15 protein-coding genes are annotated in these 14,499 nt (G+C 60.1%); 10 read left to right on the forward strand and 5 right to left on the reverse strand.

The window, feature by feature from the left end:
* Positions 1-103: 103 nt before the first annotated feature.
* Positions 104-322, forward strand: a complete 219-nt coding sequence (gene pspG / locus ACJ8PE_RS09745; RefSeq protein ID WP_033644411.1) for an envelope stress response protein PspG — start codon at positions 104-106, stop codon at positions 320-322.
* 299 nt (positions 323-621) lie between these two features.
* Here pspG and ACJ8PE_RS09750 read toward each other — a convergent pair whose 3' ends face one another.
* Entirely contained in the window at positions 622-1,605 is a 984-nt protein-coding gene (locus tag ACJ8PE_RS09750) for a quinone oxidoreductase (RefSeq protein ID WP_033644412.1), read from the reverse strand.
* A gap of 167 nt (positions 1,606-1,772) precedes the next feature.
* Here ACJ8PE_RS09750 and dnaB point away from each other — a divergent pair, with 167 nt between their 5' ends.
* Both dnaB and alr read left to right on the forward strand, forming a co-directional pair.
* Positions 1,773-3,197, forward strand: a complete 1,425-nt coding sequence (gene dnaB, locus ACJ8PE_RS09755; RefSeq protein WP_025160134.1) for a replicative DNA helicase — start codon at positions 1,773-1,775, stop codon at positions 3,195-3,197.
* A 17-nt stretch (positions 3,198-3,214) separates the two neighbouring features.
* Entirely contained in the window at positions 3,215-4,294 is a 1,080-nt protein-coding gene (alr, locus tag ACJ8PE_RS09760) for an alanine racemase (RefSeq protein ID WP_197759876.1), read from the forward strand.
* A 44-nt stretch (positions 4,295-4,338) separates the two neighbouring features.
* On the opposite strand, the gene ACJ8PE_RS09765 is transcribed toward alr, so the two are convergent.
* Positions 4,339-5,106, reverse strand: a complete 768-nt coding sequence (locus ACJ8PE_RS09765; RefSeq protein ID WP_197759877.1) for a transporter substrate-binding domain-containing protein — start codon at positions 5,104-5,106, stop codon at positions 4,339-4,341.
* A 215-nt stretch (positions 5,107-5,321) separates the two neighbouring features.
* On the opposite strand from ACJ8PE_RS09765, the gene ACJ8PE_RS09770 reads away from it, so the two are divergent.
* From ACJ8PE_RS09770 to maa, 5 genes are all read left to right on the forward strand, one after another.
* Positions 5,322-5,795 (forward strand): Lrp/AsnC family transcriptional regulator, encoded by a 474-nt coding sequence (locus ACJ8PE_RS09770; protein ID WP_025304444.1) that lies wholly within the window; start codon positions 5,322-5,324, stop codon positions 5,793-5,795.
* Positions 5,796-5,874: 79 nt separating this feature from the next.
* A complete protein-coding gene (locus ACJ8PE_RS09775; RefSeq protein WP_197793789.1) occupies positions 5,875-7,068 on the forward strand; it encodes an amino acid aminotransferase in 1,194 nt (397 codons plus the stop codon).
* Between the two features lie 125 nt (positions 7,069-7,193).
* Entirely contained in the window at positions 7,194-7,610 is a 417-nt protein-coding gene (locus ACJ8PE_RS09780; protein WP_016930264.1) for a secondary thiamine-phosphate synthase enzyme YjbQ, read from the forward strand.
* A 4-nt stretch (positions 7,611-7,614) separates the two neighbouring features.
* Positions 7,615-7,968 carry an MmcQ/YjbR family DNA-binding protein gene (locus ACJ8PE_RS09785; RefSeq protein ID WP_019453210.1) on the forward strand — a complete coding sequence of 118 codons (354 nt, stop codon included), beginning with the start codon at positions 7,615-7,617 and terminating at the stop codon, positions 7,966-7,968.
* 146 nt (positions 7,969-8,114) lie between these two features.
* Positions 8,115-8,672, forward strand: a complete 558-nt coding sequence (gene maa, locus ACJ8PE_RS09790; RefSeq protein ID WP_269474278.1) for a maltose O-acetyltransferase — start codon at positions 8,115-8,117, stop codon at positions 8,670-8,672.
* Positions 8,673-8,685: 13 nt separating this feature from the next.
* Here maa and ACJ8PE_RS09795 read toward each other — a convergent pair whose 3' ends face one another.
* Complete coding sequence (locus tag ACJ8PE_RS09795; RefSeq protein ID WP_158524121.1) at positions 8,686-9,483, reverse strand: M48 family metallopeptidase; 798 nt, start codon at positions 9,481-9,483, stop codon at positions 8,686-8,688.
* 219 nt (positions 9,484-9,702) lie between these two features.
* Positions 9,703-10,509: a MipA/OmpV family protein gene (locus tag ACJ8PE_RS09800; protein ID WP_197793788.1), complete on the reverse strand. Its 807-nt coding sequence runs from the start codon at positions 10,507-10,509 to the stop codon at positions 9,703-9,705.
* A 78-nt stretch (positions 10,510-10,587) separates the two neighbouring features.
* Here ACJ8PE_RS09800 and ACJ8PE_RS09805 point away from each other — a divergent pair, with 78 nt between their 5' ends.
* Positions 10,588-10,788, forward strand: coding sequence for a hypothetical protein (locus tag ACJ8PE_RS09805; protein ID WP_197793787.1), 201 nt, complete (start codon positions 10,588-10,590; stop codon positions 10,786-10,788).
* Between the two features lie 50 nt (positions 10,789-10,838).
* Here ACJ8PE_RS09805 and uvrA read toward each other — a convergent pair whose 3' ends face one another.
* Positions 10,839-13,667, reverse strand: a complete 2,829-nt coding sequence (uvrA, locus tag ACJ8PE_RS09810) for an excinuclease ABC subunit UvrA (RefSeq protein WP_033644422.1) — start codon at positions 13,665-13,667, stop codon at positions 10,839-10,841.
* 277 nt (positions 13,668-13,944) lie between these two features.
* On the opposite strand from uvrA, the gene ssb1 reads away from it, so the two are divergent.
* The gene (ssb1, locus tag ACJ8PE_RS09815; RefSeq protein ID WP_004936793.1) at positions 13,945-14,475 is read left to right on the forward strand and encodes a single-stranded DNA-binding protein SSB1; all 531 of its coding nucleotides are present in this window, start codon (positions 13,945-13,947) and stop codon (positions 14,473-14,475) included.
* Positions 14,476-14,499: the final 24 nt, after the last annotated feature.

Here is a 14,499-nt window from a genome sequence, read left to right on the forward strand (position 1 = left end):
TACCGGATGCCTGTCCTCTGTTTTCAATGAGTTAGCCCTCCGCCGTTCTGGCACGCTTCTTGTAATCCTCTCTGCAGATACGTTGTATTGCAAAGGAGCAATCATGTTGGAAATCTTCTTTCTCATTGGTTTTGTGGTGATGCTGATGGTGACCGGCATCTCGCTGCTGGGGATTTTCGCTGCGCTGTTGGTGGCGGCGGCATTCATGCTGTTGGGCGGGCTGTTCGCGGTGGTCATTAAGCTGTTGCCATGGCTGATTTTGGCGGTGGTTGGGGTATGGATTTACCGTTCAATGCAGAAACCCCAGATCCGGCGTTACTGATTTTTTGCTGAATAATCAGACAGTCACACTGAAACTTGCACAATTTCCCGCACCGCGAATGCGGCAGCGATCACAGCTTGGCAGTTTTCCCCGGCGATGTGGCACATAAAGCGTGTTTTTTGCCGGACGGGGCTGTTAGGATGTTGGTTGATGCAGTGATGCGACCGATTTCATCACCGTGAGAGACACCTAAAATTCGTGTTGCTAAAGCAACCCCTGTCTCTGGCGGACTCTGCTCTACCCCTACAAAACGCAGTAATAGAAAGGGCTCCGCAAGGAGCCCTTTTCTTTGGCCGGGATCAGGGGATCAGCAGGCTGGAACCGCTGGTGCTGCGGCTTTCCAGCACCTGGTGCGCACGCTGGGCGTCGGCCAGCGCGAATTTCTGCTCGTCTCTCACCTCCACCCGAATGGCGCCGCTGCCGATCAGCGAGAACAGCTCGTTGCTGGCGTACTGCAGCTCGGCGCGGTTGGTGATGTAGCCGTTGAGGGAAGGGCGGGTGACGTACAGCGAGCCCTTCTGATTCAGCAGCGCCAGATCGACGCCGGTCACCGGGCCGGACGCGTTGCCGAAGCTGACCATCAGGCCGCGCCGCTTCAGGCTGTTGAGAGAGGCCTGCCAGGTGCTTTGCCCCACCGAATCGTACACCACGCCGACCTTCTCGCCGTGCGTCAGCTCGGCCACCCGCTGGGCGATATCCTCTTTATGGTAGTTGATGGTGGCCCAGGCGCCGGCCTGCTTCGCCAGCGCCGCCTTCTCGTCGGAACCGACGCTGCCGATCAGGCGCGCGCCCAGCGCTTTGGCCCACTGACAGGCGATCAGCCCGACGCCGCCGGCGGCGGCATGGAACAAAAATACTTCACCCGGCTGCACTTCGTGGGTCTGGCGCAGCAGATAGTGCACCGTCAGCCCTTTCAGGAAAGAAGCGGCGCCTTGCTCAAAGCTCAGGTTGTGCGGCAGCAGCGCCACTTTCTCTTCCGGCACGTTGTGGATCTCGCTGTAGGCGCCGAGCGACGACTGCGCATACACCACCCGGTCGCCCGGTTTGATCGCGCTGACCCCGGCGCCGACCTTGACCACCACGCCGGCCGCTTCGGTGCCGAGGCCGCTCGGCAGGCTGGCCGGCGCGTACAGCCCGCTGCGCACATAGGTGTCGATGTAGTTGATGCCGATCGCCTTGTTCTCGATCTGCACTTCACCGGCAGCCGGATCGAGCGGTGTAAAATCAACGTATTGCAAGACTTCCGGTCCGCCGACGGCGGAGAATTGAATGCGCTTGGCCATAGGGTTACCTCGTTGGAGTGTCTGATTTCACCCTATTCTTTTTATTATCGGAGATCCAGTTCGCCCGTGCGGGGTTCAATACCTTTTTTGCATCGGTTATGACGCAAAAATCACGTATACTCTCGCGTCAGGATCCTTCATTCGCAACCGGATAAAGACTACGTTTCATGGCAGGAAAAAAACCAACCAACAAAACAAACGCGGACGAAACCAGAGAGCGTTCCAGAGATCGTCAGATGGAAGGGCTGAAGATGCCGCCGCACTCGCTGGAGGCAGAACAGTCGGTGTTGGGCGGTTTGATGCTGGATAACGAGCGTTGGGACAACGTGGCGGAACGCGTGGTCGCCAACGACTTCTTCAGCCGCCCGCATCGCCTGATCTTTACCGAGATGCAGCGTCTGCTGGAGATGAGCAAGCCTATCGACCTCATCACCCTGTCCGAATCGCTCGAACAGAAGGGCGAACTGGACTCGGTGGGGGGCTTCGCCTACCTGGCCGAGCTGTCGAAAAACACCCCGAGCGCCGCCAACATCGGCGCCTACGCCGACATCGTACGCGAGCGCGCGGTGGTGCGCGAAATGATCTCGGTGGCTAACGAAATCGCCGACGCCGGCTACGATCCGCAGGGGCGCAGCAGCGAAGACCTGCTCGATCTGGCGGAATCCCGCGTATTCCAAATCGCCGAGAACCGCGCCAGCAAAGACGAGGGCCCGAAGGGCATCGAACGCATCCTGGAAGACACCGTCTCGCGCATCGAACAGCTGTATCAGCAGCCGCATGACGGCGTGACTGGGGTAGATACCGGCTATCAGGACCTCAACAAGAAAACCGCGGGCATGCAAAAGTCCGATCTGATCATCGTCGCCGCCCGTCCATCGATGGGGAAAACCACCTTCGCCATGAACCTGTGCGAAAACGCCGCGATGACCCAGGAGAAACCGGTGCTGATCTTCAGCCTGGAGATGCCCGGCGAGCAGATCATGATGCGTATGCTGGCGTCACTGTCGCGCGTGGATCAGACGCGCATCCGTACCGGCCAGCTCGACGACGAGGACTGGGCGCGCATTTCCAGCACCATGGGCATCCTGCTGGAGAAGCGCAACATGTACATCGACGACTCCTCCGGCCTGACGCCGACCGAGGTGCGCTCGCGCGCGCGGCGCATTTTCCGTGAACACGACGGGCTTAGCCTGATCATGATCGACTACCTGCAGCTGATGCGCGTGCCGGCCTTGTCCGACAACCGTACGCTGGAGATCGCCGAGATTTCGCGCTCGCTGAAGGCGCTGGCGAAAGAGCTGCAGGTGCCGGTGGTGGCGCTGTCGCAGCTGAACCGAAGCCTGGAGCAGCGCGCCGACAAACGCCCGGTCAACTCCGACCTGCGTGAATCCGGCTCCATCGAGCAGGACGCCGACCTGATTATGTTCATCTATCGTGATGAGGTGTATCACGAGAACAGCGATCTGAAAGGGATCGCGGAAATTATTATCGGTAAGCAGCGTAACGGCCCAATCGGCACCGTGCGCCTTACCTTTAACGGCCAGTGGTCGCGTTTCGACAACTACGCGGGGCCACAATACGATGACGAATAATCAGCTAAGGAACTGAAATGAAAGCGGCAACCGCTGTAATCGACCGCCGCGCTCTGCGACATAATCTGCAACAGGTGCGCCGCCAGGCGCCGCAAAGCCGCCTGATTGCCGTTGTGAAAGCAAACGCTTATGGACATGGCCTGCTGGAAACAGCACACACCCTGCAAGACGCCGACTGCTACGGCGTAGCGCGCATCGGCGAGGCGCTGATGCTGCGCTCCGGCGGCATCGTCAAGCCGATCCTGTTGCTGGAAGGCTTCTTCAGCGCCGAAGACCTGCCGGTGCTGGTGGCGAACAACATCGAAACCGCGGTGCACAGCATCGAACAGCTCGAGGCGCTGGAGCAGGCCGAGCTGGCACGCCCGGTGCCGGTGTGGATGAAGCTCGATACCGGCATGCATCGGCTGGGGGTGCGTCCCGAATACGCGGAGGCGTTTTATCAGCGCCTGTGCGCCTGCCGCAACGTGGCGCAGCCGGTCAATATCATGAGTCACTTCAGCCGCGCCGACGAGCCGGGATCCGACGCCACGCTGAAACAGATCGCCTGCTTTGAGCAGTTCGCGCGCGGTAAACCGGGCCAGCGCTCGGTCGCCGCGTCCGGCGGCACGCTGCTGTGGCCGGACGCTCACAATGAGTGGGTGCGCCCCGGCATCATTCTGTACGGTGTGTCGCCGTTGGATAGCGGCAGCGGCGCCGAGCATGGTCTGCAGCCGGCGATGACGCTGAAATCCAGCCTGATCGCGGTGCGCGAGCACAAGGCTGGTGAAGCGGTGGGCTATGGCGGCACCTGGATCAGCCCGCGCGATACTCGCCTTGGCGTGGTGGCGATGGGGTACGGCGACGGCTACCCGCGCAGCGCGCCGACCGGCACGCCGATCCTGATCAACGGCCGCGAAGTGCCGATCGTCGGCCGGGTGTCGATGGACATGATTTCGGTCGATCTCGGGCCGGACGCCGCCGATAAGGTGGGGGATGAAGCGGTGCTGTGGGGGCCGGCGTTGCCGGTCGAGCGCATCGCCGCCTGTACCGGTATCAGCGCTTATGAACTGATCACCAAGCTCACACAGCGCGTGGCGATGGAATACATCGGCGACTGATACGCCGCAGGGGCCGACGCGCGTCGGCCCCGTTTCTCAGCGGGTTACTTCTTTACCGCCAACCACTTGTCGATAACCTTCTGATACTCGCCGGTCGCCTTGGCCAGGTGCAGCCACTGATCCACATACAGTTTCCAGCTCAGATCGTCGCGCGGCAGCATGTAAGCCTTTTCGCCGTACTGCATCGGTTTGGTCGGATTCACCGCGCACAGCTTCGGATAGCGCTTCTGCTGGTACAGCGCCTCGGAGGCGTCGGTGATCATCACGTCCGCCTTGCGATCCACCAACTGCTGGAAAATGCTCATGTTGTCGTGCGTCAGCGTCAGCTTGGCTTTTGGCAGATAGGCGTGCACAAAGGCTTCGTTGGTGCCGCCCGCCGGTTCCAGCAGACGCACCGACGGTTTGTTGATCTGTTCTATCGTGCGGTATTTCTTCACGTCGGTGCAGCGCACCAGCGGAATTTTGCCGTCGGTATCCAGCTTGTCGGCGAAGAACACCTGTTTTTGTCGCTCCAGCGTGACGGAGATACCGCCCATGGCGATGTCGCACTTGCCGGAGGTAAAGTCTGGCGTCAGGGTTTTCCAACTGGTTTTCACCCACTTCACCTTGGCGCCCAGGCTCTTCGCCAGCGATTCCGCCATGTCGATATCGATGCCTTCATAGCTGCCGTCTTCCTTGAGGAAGGTGTAGGGCTTGTAGTCGCCGGTGGTGCAGACCTCCAGGGTCTTTTGCTGCAGCACCTTATCCAGGTGGGATTGCGCGCCGGCGCTGCCGGCGGCGAGCAGCAGCGCGAGAGGGAGTAACTTTTTCATCTGGCGTCCTTTTTATACATTCGTGGTTTTATGCGTTACTTCGCCGTTAATTGTCGTTTGCCTGCATGAGTTAGCCGTTTTTTATGCCGCTTACCGGCGAAAACGCCGGGCGTTGCTGCTGTACGCGATTTAAGCGCCAGGGTGTGACGTCGGCAACGGTAAAAAAACTGGTAGGCTGTAACGTCAACATTTATTAACACAGTTTACAGGTGGCTATGTACAACATTGACGATTTTGATATGAAAATCCTGACGCTGTTACAGGCCAACGGCCGTTTGACCAATCAGGAGCTGAGCGAACTGGTGGGGCTTTCCGCTTCCCAGTGTTCACGGCGGCGCATCAGCCTGGAGCAGGCGCAGCTGATCCGCGGCTACCACGCGCGGCTGGCGCCGGAGGCGGTCGGCCTGGGGCTGGTGGGGCTGATTGAAGTCAGCCTGATCACGCACGCTCAGGAGCAGATCGATAGCTTTCATCAGATGCTGGAGGACGTGGACGCGATCCTAGACGCTTACAAGACCACCGGCGACGCCGATTACCTGCTGAAAGTGGCGGTGGCGGACCTGCCGGCGCTGAGCGAGTTCATCAGCCAGACGCTGTCGCCGCACAAAAGCGTGGCGCATATCAAAACGGCGGTGGTGCTCAATCGCATCAAGGAAAACGGTTTGTTGCCGGTGACGCGAGAAAGCTGAAACCGAATACGCTTTTCCGTCTATATTAGGAACGTAACGCTGTGCCCAAACCACAATAAATAAACCAGGAGAAAAAAACGTGTTCCAGAACGTTGACGCCTATGCCGGCGATCCCATTCTGTCGCTGATGGAAAAATTCAAACAAGACCCGCGCGCGCACAAGGTGAACCTGAGCATTGGCCTGTACTACGATGCGCAGGGCGCTATTCCGCAGATGCGTGCGGTCGCCGCGGCGCAAGCGCAGTTGAACAGCGTCGAGCACGGCGCCTCGGTATACCTGCCGATGGAAGGGCTGCAATCCTACCGCACCGCCATCCAGCATTTGCTGTTCGGCGATCAGCACCCGATGCTGCAGCAGGGGCGCATCGCCACCATTCAGACCGTCGGCGGTTCCGGCGCGCTGAAAGTGGGTGCCGACTTCCTGAAAAGCTACTTCCCGAATTCGCAGGTGTGGGTCAGCGATCCCACCTGGGAAAACCACGTCGCCATCTTCAGCGGCGCCGGTTTCAAGGTGAATACCTATCCGTATTTTGACGGCGAAAGCCTGGGCGTGAAGTTCGACGCCATGCTGGCTGCGCTGAAACAGCTGCCGAAGCACAGCATCGCGCTGCTGCATCCGTGCTGTCACAACCCGACCGGCTCAGATCTGACCCCCGCCCAGTGGGACGAAGTGATCAAGGTGATCGCCGATCGTGAGATCATTCCGTTCCTCGACATCGCCTATCAGGGCTTCGGCGGCGGTATGGAGCAGGACGTCTACGCTATTCGCGCCATTGCGGCGGCCGGCTTGCCGTGCCTGGTGAGCAACTCGTTCTCGAAGATCTTCTCGCTGTACGGCGAGCGCGTCGGCGGCCTGTCGGTGGTGTGTGAAAGCGAAGAAGCGGCCGGGCGCGTGCTGGGCCAGCTGAAGGCGACCGTGCGCCGCAACTACTCGAGCCCGCCGAACTTCGGCGCGCAGCTGGTGGCTAAAGTGCTGAACGACGCAGAGCTGAAAACCCAGTGGCTCAATGAAGTGGAAAGCATGCGCACCCGCATTCTCGAAATGCGCCACGCGTTGGTGGACACCCTGAAGAGCGCGCTGCCGCAGCGCAACTTCGATTACCTGCTGGCGCAGCGCGGCATGTTCAGCTACACCGGCTTCAGCGCGGCGCAGGTCGATCGCCTGCGCGAAGAGTTCGGCGTCTACCTGATCCATAGCGGCCGCATGTGCGTGGCCGGCCTGAACCACGACAACGTGCGTCAGGTAGCCGAGGCGTTTGCTGCGGTGCAGTAACGCCTGTTAGTCTGAACGGACGTTCATCGGGAGCGATAGCGATATCGCTCCTTTTTTATTGCCGGCGCGCCGCCGAAGTTGCCGCAAACCGGAGAGAGAATATACTGATTGAGAGGCGCTCACTCATGTGGCATCAGCAAACGCTAATCCTCAGCGCAAAAGCGCGTGGCTTTCATCTGGTTACCGACGAGATCACCAACCAGTTAACCCACTTACACCGCCTGCAAACCGGCCTGCTGCATCTGTTGCTGCAGCATACCTCGGCCTCGCTGACGCTCAACGAGAACTGCGATCCCACGGTGCGAGCCGATATGGAGCAGCATTTCCTGCGTCAGGTGCCGGAAAACGCCCCCTATCAACATGACTACGAAGGGCCGGACGACATGCCGGCGCACATCAAATCCTCGCTGCTGGGCGCTTCCTTGACGCTGCCCGTCAGGCACGGGCGGCTGATGTTGGGCACATGGCAGGGCATCTGGCTGGGGGAGCACCGCATCCACGGCGGAGCACGCCGTATTGTGGCCACATTACAGGGGGAATAACCCAATGAATAACAGCGCATTGCTGGAGTACTGCATGGCGAAGCCGGGCGCGGAGCAAAGCGACCAGAACCAGTGGCAGGCCAGTCAGATCAAGGTGGGCGACGTGATGTTCGCCATGGTGTGCGAAGTGGAAGGGAGGCCGGCGCTGGCGGTCAAGTCCAGCCCGGAGCTGGCGGAAAGCCTGCGCGAACACCACCCTGAGATCGTCGCCTGCGACGGCCTGAACAAGGCGCACTGGAATACGGTATTTCTCGACGGCAACCTGCCGAACTCGCAGTTTTATACGTTGATCGACAGCTCCTATCAGCTGGTGGTGGAAGGCCTGCCCGAACACGTGCGCCAGGAACTGCGCGCCTGATTGCCGGGCGGCGGCGGCGCCCGTTTTCTCCAGCTTGCTCGCGTTAAACCGTGATCGGGGCTTTAAATTGGGAACGTTCCCTTTTTATTGCCGGGCTAAAGCGGCTACGCTTGGGCATTCAAGAAACGTGGATGAAGGAGGCCGACATGGCCATGAGCGAAGAAAAGCGCAAGATGATCGCCGGAGAACTGTACGACGCCGGCGATGAACTGCTGCGCAACGAGCGCCGGCGCGCGCGCCAGATAACGCATCGCTACAACCACTCATCGCCGGAAGAGGGCGAGCTGCGCAAACAGTGGCTGGACGAGCTGCTGGGCGGCTATCAAGGCGGCGCCATCGAGCCGACGTTCCGCTGCGACTACGGCTATAACATCTATCTCGGCAAGAACTTCTACGCCAATTTCGACTGCGTGATCCTCGACGTGTGCGAGGTGCATATCGGCGACAACTGCCTGCTGGCGCCGGGCGTGCATATCTACACCGCCACCCATCCGCTGGACGCCGAGACCCGCGCCGGCGGCGCGGAGTTCGGCAAGCCGGTCAAGATTGGCGACAACGTGTGGATCGGCGGGCGCGCGGTGATCAATCCGGGCGTGACCATCGGCGATAATGCGGTCGTGGCCTCCGGCGCGGTGGTGACCAAAGACGTGCCGGCCAACTGCGTGGTGGGCGGCAACCCGGCGCGCGTGCTGAAAACGCTGTAAGCCCTCGGGCGGATTAAAACATGCTGCCATGGCGCTCGAAGCCGTGCATCTCGATGTCTTTGAGCGCCTTGAAGCGTTTGACCATCACCGCATGGTCTGACAGCAGATTGCTGATGCGAACAAACAACTCCTTGTTCTCTTCTTCGCACTGCTCCAGCCAGGCCTGCGGATTCACGCCGTGCTGCATCCAGGGGCCAACGGCCAGCAGCCGCACCGTGTTGGCGTAGTTCGGGCACACCGCGAGCGCCACGCGATCGGCGGAATACTCCTGCGCGCGAGTGGTCGCCAGGCCGGGCAGCACCAGCGACTGCGGCACGACGCCGATCGCCAGACGCCACAGCGACACGTGCCGCAGCTTGTGATGGGCCAATTCATGGGCCAGCACGAACTCCACGATCTCCGGCGCGGTGGGCATCAGCATGGCGATTTCAGCATGGATCACCACGTAGCGCTGGCGGCGGTTGCATTCCAGCGCGAAGGCGTTGACCACGCCGTTGCCGTTGGTCAGATAAAGCTTGGGCAGCGTCTTGAGTTCCAGCCGACGGCCGATATCCTGATACAGCGCGAACAGTTCCGGAAATTGCGCCGGCCCGATGCGCAAGGCGTTGGATTTCGCCTGTGCGGCGAGATAGAAACGGTAAATATAGAAAGCGATCGGGATCAGCGGTAATAACGCGAGCAGGCTGAGGGTATCCAATGTTTCCTTGGCGTCGTCTCCCAACCCAAGTGCAGTTCCATCCGTATTTACCACGACGGCGGCGATACCAAATAAAAAACCGAACAAGGTAATTATCGCCGATAGCCAGATCATGGGCATTTCCCAGCGGTGGCGAAATGCGGTGAAATTACGACATTCCGTCGCATGATGTTGACACATAAAATATCCTTAATAAGGGAAAGCCACGCCTGACATTGTCAGGTAAATAATGAATGTTTAATTATCCATCCGTTTACCTAACACTCAGCTAAACTGTAGTTCGTTTTTTAATCATGGCGTTTATCCCTTCCTGCACAGACTTAGGCAAAAACGTCAAAAACTGTAGCTGGCGCTGGTGAAGGCCATGCCCGAGGTGGTTTTCTCAACGATGGGGCTGTCGGCCGCGTCGCCCAGCAGGCGCGTTACGCCGACCCCGGCCTGGAAGGCCACGTTCTGTCGCCATTGGTAGTTGAGCGCGGCGGTGAGCGTCGCGTCCTTGAAGCCGCTGCCCGGCCGATACGCGCTGAAGGCGCTGTGCTGCGCCTGCTGCGACGTCACGCCGAAATAGCCGCGCTGATAGCCGCTGTTGGCCCAGGTGGTGGAGAGATTGCCGATAAGCGTCAGCTGTTCGCTGAGCGGATATTGCCCGGTCAGTCCGCTTTCCACATAGGCGGTGTGGCCCAGTTCTTCCCCGCCGTAGCTGCGTTTGCGCGTCGCCTGCATCCCTTTGACATAGGCGCGGAAGGGGTCGAGTTGGTAGCTCAGCTCAGCGCCGGCCTCCAGTGCGCCACCCAGCTTGCCCATGCCCTTGAGTCGGGTGTTGCGCCCGCGCAAGGTTTTGATTTCCTCGTCACGGCCGGCGTCATAGTTGAGCAATAACGCGATGCCGACGGGCCCGGCGATGGGGAATTGCCAGCGCGCCCCTTCGCTGCCCGCGCTGAATTCTCCCCAGCTGGCGTTTTGATAGCCGGCATTCACCTGATACAGCGGTTCAATGCTGTAAAAAGACGAGCCTTCATAGGTGGGAGCGACGGCGAGGCCGCCGGCGAGCGTTAAAGACGCTTCGCCGTCCTGCGCCTGACTGGCGAGGGGAAAAAGAAAGAGCAGGGCGGCGGCAGAGGTACCCAGTTTATTATCCACGTTAAACACCTTTATATCATCCCATTGAATAAACGGCCCGCAGGCACGCGTTTAAATGACGGCTTATTGATAAACGCCATGTTTATATTGATTAATTGGCAGACGACGGTGCGCCATTGGCGTTATTTCACCGCAACAGTGAAACGCATGGGGAATAAACAACAGCCAAACGAGTGGCATGATTGGGCGAGTTTATTATTGGCAGGGCTCAAAGCGCCTGTTTTTAAAGGCATGATGCAGAGAAGAGTATTTAATGTTTTTCAGAAAGGGATAGGTTGATTTCTCAACGAGGCGGCCTATTCCGCCTCGTTGAGAGGGATAACCCGCCGTTATTTTTCCAACAGCGGTTTCAGGAAGCGCGCGGTGTGCGATTTTTCACACTCGGCGACCGTTTCCGGCGTGCCGGCGACTAGGATCTCGCCGCCGCCGCTGCCGCCTTCCGGCCCCAGATCGACGATCCAGTCGGCGGTTTTGATCACGTCCAGGTTATGCTCGATGACCACGATGGTATTGCCCTGATCGCGCAGCTGATGCAGTACCGCCAACAGCTGTTGGATATCGGCGAAGTGCAGACCGGTGGTCGGCTCGTCGAGAATATACAGCGTCTGGCCGGTGCCGCGTTTCGACAGCTCGCGCGCCAGCTTGACGCGCTGCGCCTCACCGCCGGAGAGCGTGGTGGCCGACTGGCCGAGGCGGATGTAGGACAGGCCGACATCCATCAGGGTTTGCAGCTTGCGCGCCAGCGCCGGCACCGCGTCGAAGAAATCGCGCGCTTCTTCGATGGTCATCTCCAGCACTTCGTGGATGCTCTTGCCTTTGTACTTCACTTCCAGCGTTTCGCGGTTATAGCGTTTGCCTTTGCACTGGTCGCACGGGACGTAGATGTCCGGTAGGAAGTGCATCTCGACCTTGATCACCCCGTCGCCCTGGCAGGCTTCACAGCGCCCGCCCTTGACGTTGAAGCTGAAGCGGCCCGGCGTATAGCCGCGGCTGCGCGACTCCGGCACGCCGGCGAACAGCTCGCGCACCGGGGTGAAGATGCCGGTGTAAGTGGCCGGGTTGGAGCGCGGCGTGCGGCCGATCGGGCTCTGATCGATATCGATCACCTTGTCGAAATGTTCCAGGCCGGTCACTTCGCGGAACGGCGCGGGCTCGGCGATGGTGGCGCCGTTAAGCTGGCGCTGGGCGATCGGGAACAGCGTATCGTTGATCAGCGTCGACTTGCCGGAGCCGGACACGCCGGTGATGCAGGTAAACAGACCGACCGGCAGCGTCAGCGTCACGTCCTTCAGGTTGTTGCCGCGCGCGCCGCTCAGCTTCAGCACCTTGGTCGGATCGGCCTGCACGCGCTGCGCCGGGATGGCGATCTCGCGTTTGCCGCTGAGGAACTGGCCGGTCAGCGATTCCGGCTGCGCCATGATGTCATCGACGGTGCCTTCCGCCACCACCTGGCCGCCGTGCACGCCGGCGCCGGGGCCGATGTCGATCACGTGGTCGGCGGCGCGGATGGCGTCTTCGTCATGCTCCACCACGATCACCGTGTTGCCGAGGTTGCGCAGGTGGATCAGCGTTTCCAGCAGGCGCTCGTTGTCGCGCTGGTGCAGGCCGATCGACGGCTCATCCAGCACGTACATCACGCCCACCAAACCGGCGCCGATCTGGCTGGCCAAGCGGATACGCTGCGCTTCGCCGCCGGAGAGCGTTTCCGCCGACCGGGACAGCGACAGGTAGTTCAGGCCGACGTTCACCAGGAACTTCAGGCGATCGCCGATCTCTTTCAGCACTTTCTCGGCGATCTTGGCGCGCTGGCCGCTGAGCTTCATGTTCTGGAAGAACGTCATCGCATGGCCGATGCTCAGATCGGAGATCTCCGGCAGCGTGGTGTCTTCGACGAACACGTTGCGCGCCTCTTCACGCAGGCGGGTGCCGTGGCACGAGGCGCAAGGGCGGTTGCTGATGAACTTCGCCAGCTCTTCGCGCACCGCGCTGGACTCGGTCTCTTTATAGCGGCGCTCCATGTTGTGCAGCACGCCTTCGAACGGATGGCGGCGCACGGTGGTGTCACCGCGATCGTTGATGTATTTGAATTCTATCGACTCTTTGCCGGAGCCGCTCAGCACCGCCTTCTGCACGTTGGCGCTCAGGGTGTTGAACGGGGCTTCGACGTCGAACTCATAGTGCTCCGCCAGCGAGCGCAGCATCTGGAAGTAATAGAAGTTGCGGCGATCCCAGCCGCGGATCGCGCCGCCGGCCAGCGACAGCTCGGGGTTTTGCACCACGCGATCCGGATCGAAGAACTGTTGCACGCCCAGGCCGTCGCAGGTCGGGCAGGCGCCGGCCGGGTTGTTGAAGGAAAACAGGCGCGGTTCCAGTTCGCGCATGCTGTAGCCGCAGATCGGGCAGGCGAAGTTGGCGGAGAACAGCAGCTCGTCCGCTTTTTCGTCGTCCATGTCCGCCACCACCGCGGTGCCGCCCGAGAGCTCCAGCGCGGTTTCGAACGATTCGGCCAGGCGCTGCGCCATGTCGTCGCGCACCTTGAAACGGTCGACCACCACCTCGATGGTGTGTTTTTTCTGCAGCTCCAGCTTCGGCGGATCGGACAGATCGCACACTTCACCGTCGATGCGCGCGCGGATATAGCCCTGAGCGGCCAGGTTTTCCAGCGTTTTGGTGTGTTCGCCCTTGCGATCTTTCACCACCGGCGCCAGCAGCATCAGGCGCTTGCCTTCCGGCTGGCTCAGCACGTTGTCGACCATCTGGCTGACGGTTTGCGCCGCCAGCGGCACATGGTGATCCGGGCAACGCGGCTCGCCGACGCGGGCGAACAGCAGGCGCAGGTAGTCGTGGATCTCGGTGATGGTGCCGACCGTGGATCGCGGGTTGTGCGAGGTGGATTTCTGCTCGATGGAAATCGCCGGCGACAGACCTTCAATATGGTCGACGTCCGGTTTTTCCATCAGCGACAGGAACTGGCGCGCATAGGCGGAGAGTGATTCGACATAGCGCCGCTGCCCTTCGGCATACAGCGTATCGAAAGCCAGCGAAGACTTGCCGGAACCGGACAGGCCGGTGACGACGATCAGTTTGTCACGCGGGATGATCAGGTTGATGTTTTTCAGATTATGGGTTCGAGCACCACGAACTTCGATATTGTCCATTTACACTTCCCGTCTTGATGATACACCGCGCCTGTCGCGATTTTTGCGGGGGATTTTGTGATGGATCTCGCAAAAAACCGGCACAGCCAGGTCGAAACGCATAATTATGACACAAAAAAACCTGAATGGATATCCAGTATGCGAATGCAATAAGGTCGATTGGAAAGACAATTCTGGAATGCAATTCGCACTTATCAACACGGGTGTGGTTTCGTACTCAGCGTGGTAAACTGACGCGTTTATACTGTGTAGAAATCAATCATCGGGAGAAGTGCTCATGGCCAGCAGAGGCGTAAACAAAGTAATTCTGGTCGGGAATCTGGGTCAGGATCCAGAAGTCCGTTACATGCCGAACGGCGGCGCAGTGGCCAACATTACCCTGGCGACCTCCGAAAGCTGGCGTGACAAAGCGACCGGCGAACAGAAAGAGAAGACCGAGTGGCACCGCGTCGTGCTGTTCGGCAAACTGGCTGAAGTGGCGGGCGAATACCTGCGCAAAGGCTCTCAGGTCTATATCGAAGGCTCCCTGCAGACCCGTAAATGGCAGGATCAGAGCGGCCAGGATCGCTACACCACCGAGATCGTGGTTAACGTCGGCGGCACCATGCAGATGCTGGGCGGCCGTCAGGGCGGCGGCGCACCGGCCGGTCAATCTGCCGGTGGCCAGGGCGGTTGGGGCCAGCCTCAGCAGCCACAGGGCGGCAACCAGTTCAGCGGCGGCCAGCAGCAGTCTCGTCCGGCGCAGAACAGCGCTCCGGCGACCAGCAACGAACCGCCAATGGATTTCGACGACGATATTCCGTTCTGATCTCCGGCCGTTTGCAGCCAATAA

The sequence above is a fragment of the Serratia sp. CY74737 genome, from assembly GCF_052166775.1.
GTDB lineage: Bacteria > Pseudomonadota > Gammaproteobacteria > Enterobacterales > Enterobacteriaceae > Serratia > Serratia ureilytica.

Excerpts from the sequence above, each read along its gene's own strand:
- ACJ8PE_RS09765 (WP_197759877.1), bottom strand. The coding sequence starts at position 5,106 with ATGAAAAAGTTACTCCCTCTCGCGCTGCTGCTCGCCGCCGGCAGCGCC.
- dnaB (WP_025160134.1), top strand. The coding sequence starts at position 1,773 with ATGGCAGGAAAAAAACCAACCAACAAAACAAACGCGGACGAAACCAGA.
- ssb1 (WP_004936793.1), top strand. The coding sequence starts at position 13,945 with ATGGCCAGCAGAGGCGTAAACAAAGTAATTCTGGTCGGGAATCTGGGT.
- ACJ8PE_RS09795 (WP_158524121.1), bottom strand. The coding sequence starts at position 9,483 with ATGATCTGGCTATCGGCGATAATTACCTTGTTCGGTTTTTTATTTGGT.
- alr (WP_197759876.1), top strand. The coding sequence starts at position 3,215 with ATGAAAGCGGCAACCGCTGTAATCGACCGCCGCGCTCTGCGACATAAT.
- ACJ8PE_RS09780 (WP_016930264.1), top strand. The coding sequence starts at position 7,194 with ATGTGGCATCAGCAAACGCTAATCCTCAGCGCAAAAGCGCGTGGCTTT.
- maa (WP_269474278.1), top strand. The coding sequence starts at position 8,115 with ATGGCCATGAGCGAAGAAAAGCGCAAGATGATCGCCGGAGAACTGTAC.
- uvrA (WP_033644422.1), bottom strand. The coding sequence starts at position 13,667 with ATGGACAATATCGAAGTTCGTGGTGCTCGAACCCATAATCTGAAAAAC.
- pspG (WP_033644411.1), top strand. The coding sequence starts at position 104 with ATGTTGGAAATCTTCTTTCTCATTGGTTTTGTGGTGATGCTGATGGTG.
- ACJ8PE_RS09805 (WP_197793787.1), top strand. The coding sequence starts at position 10,588 with ATGTTTATATTGATTAATTGGCAGACGACGGTGCGCCATTGGCGTTAT.
- ACJ8PE_RS09770 (WP_025304444.1), top strand. The coding sequence starts at position 5,322 with ATGTACAACATTGACGATTTTGATATGAAAATCCTGACGCTGTTACAG.
- ACJ8PE_RS09785 (WP_019453210.1), top strand. The coding sequence starts at position 7,615 with ATGAATAACAGCGCATTGCTGGAGTACTGCATGGCGAAGCCGGGCGCG.
- ACJ8PE_RS09750 (WP_033644412.1), bottom strand. The coding sequence starts at position 1,605 with ATGGCCAAGCGCATTCAATTCTCCGCCGTCGGCGGACCGGAAGTCTTG.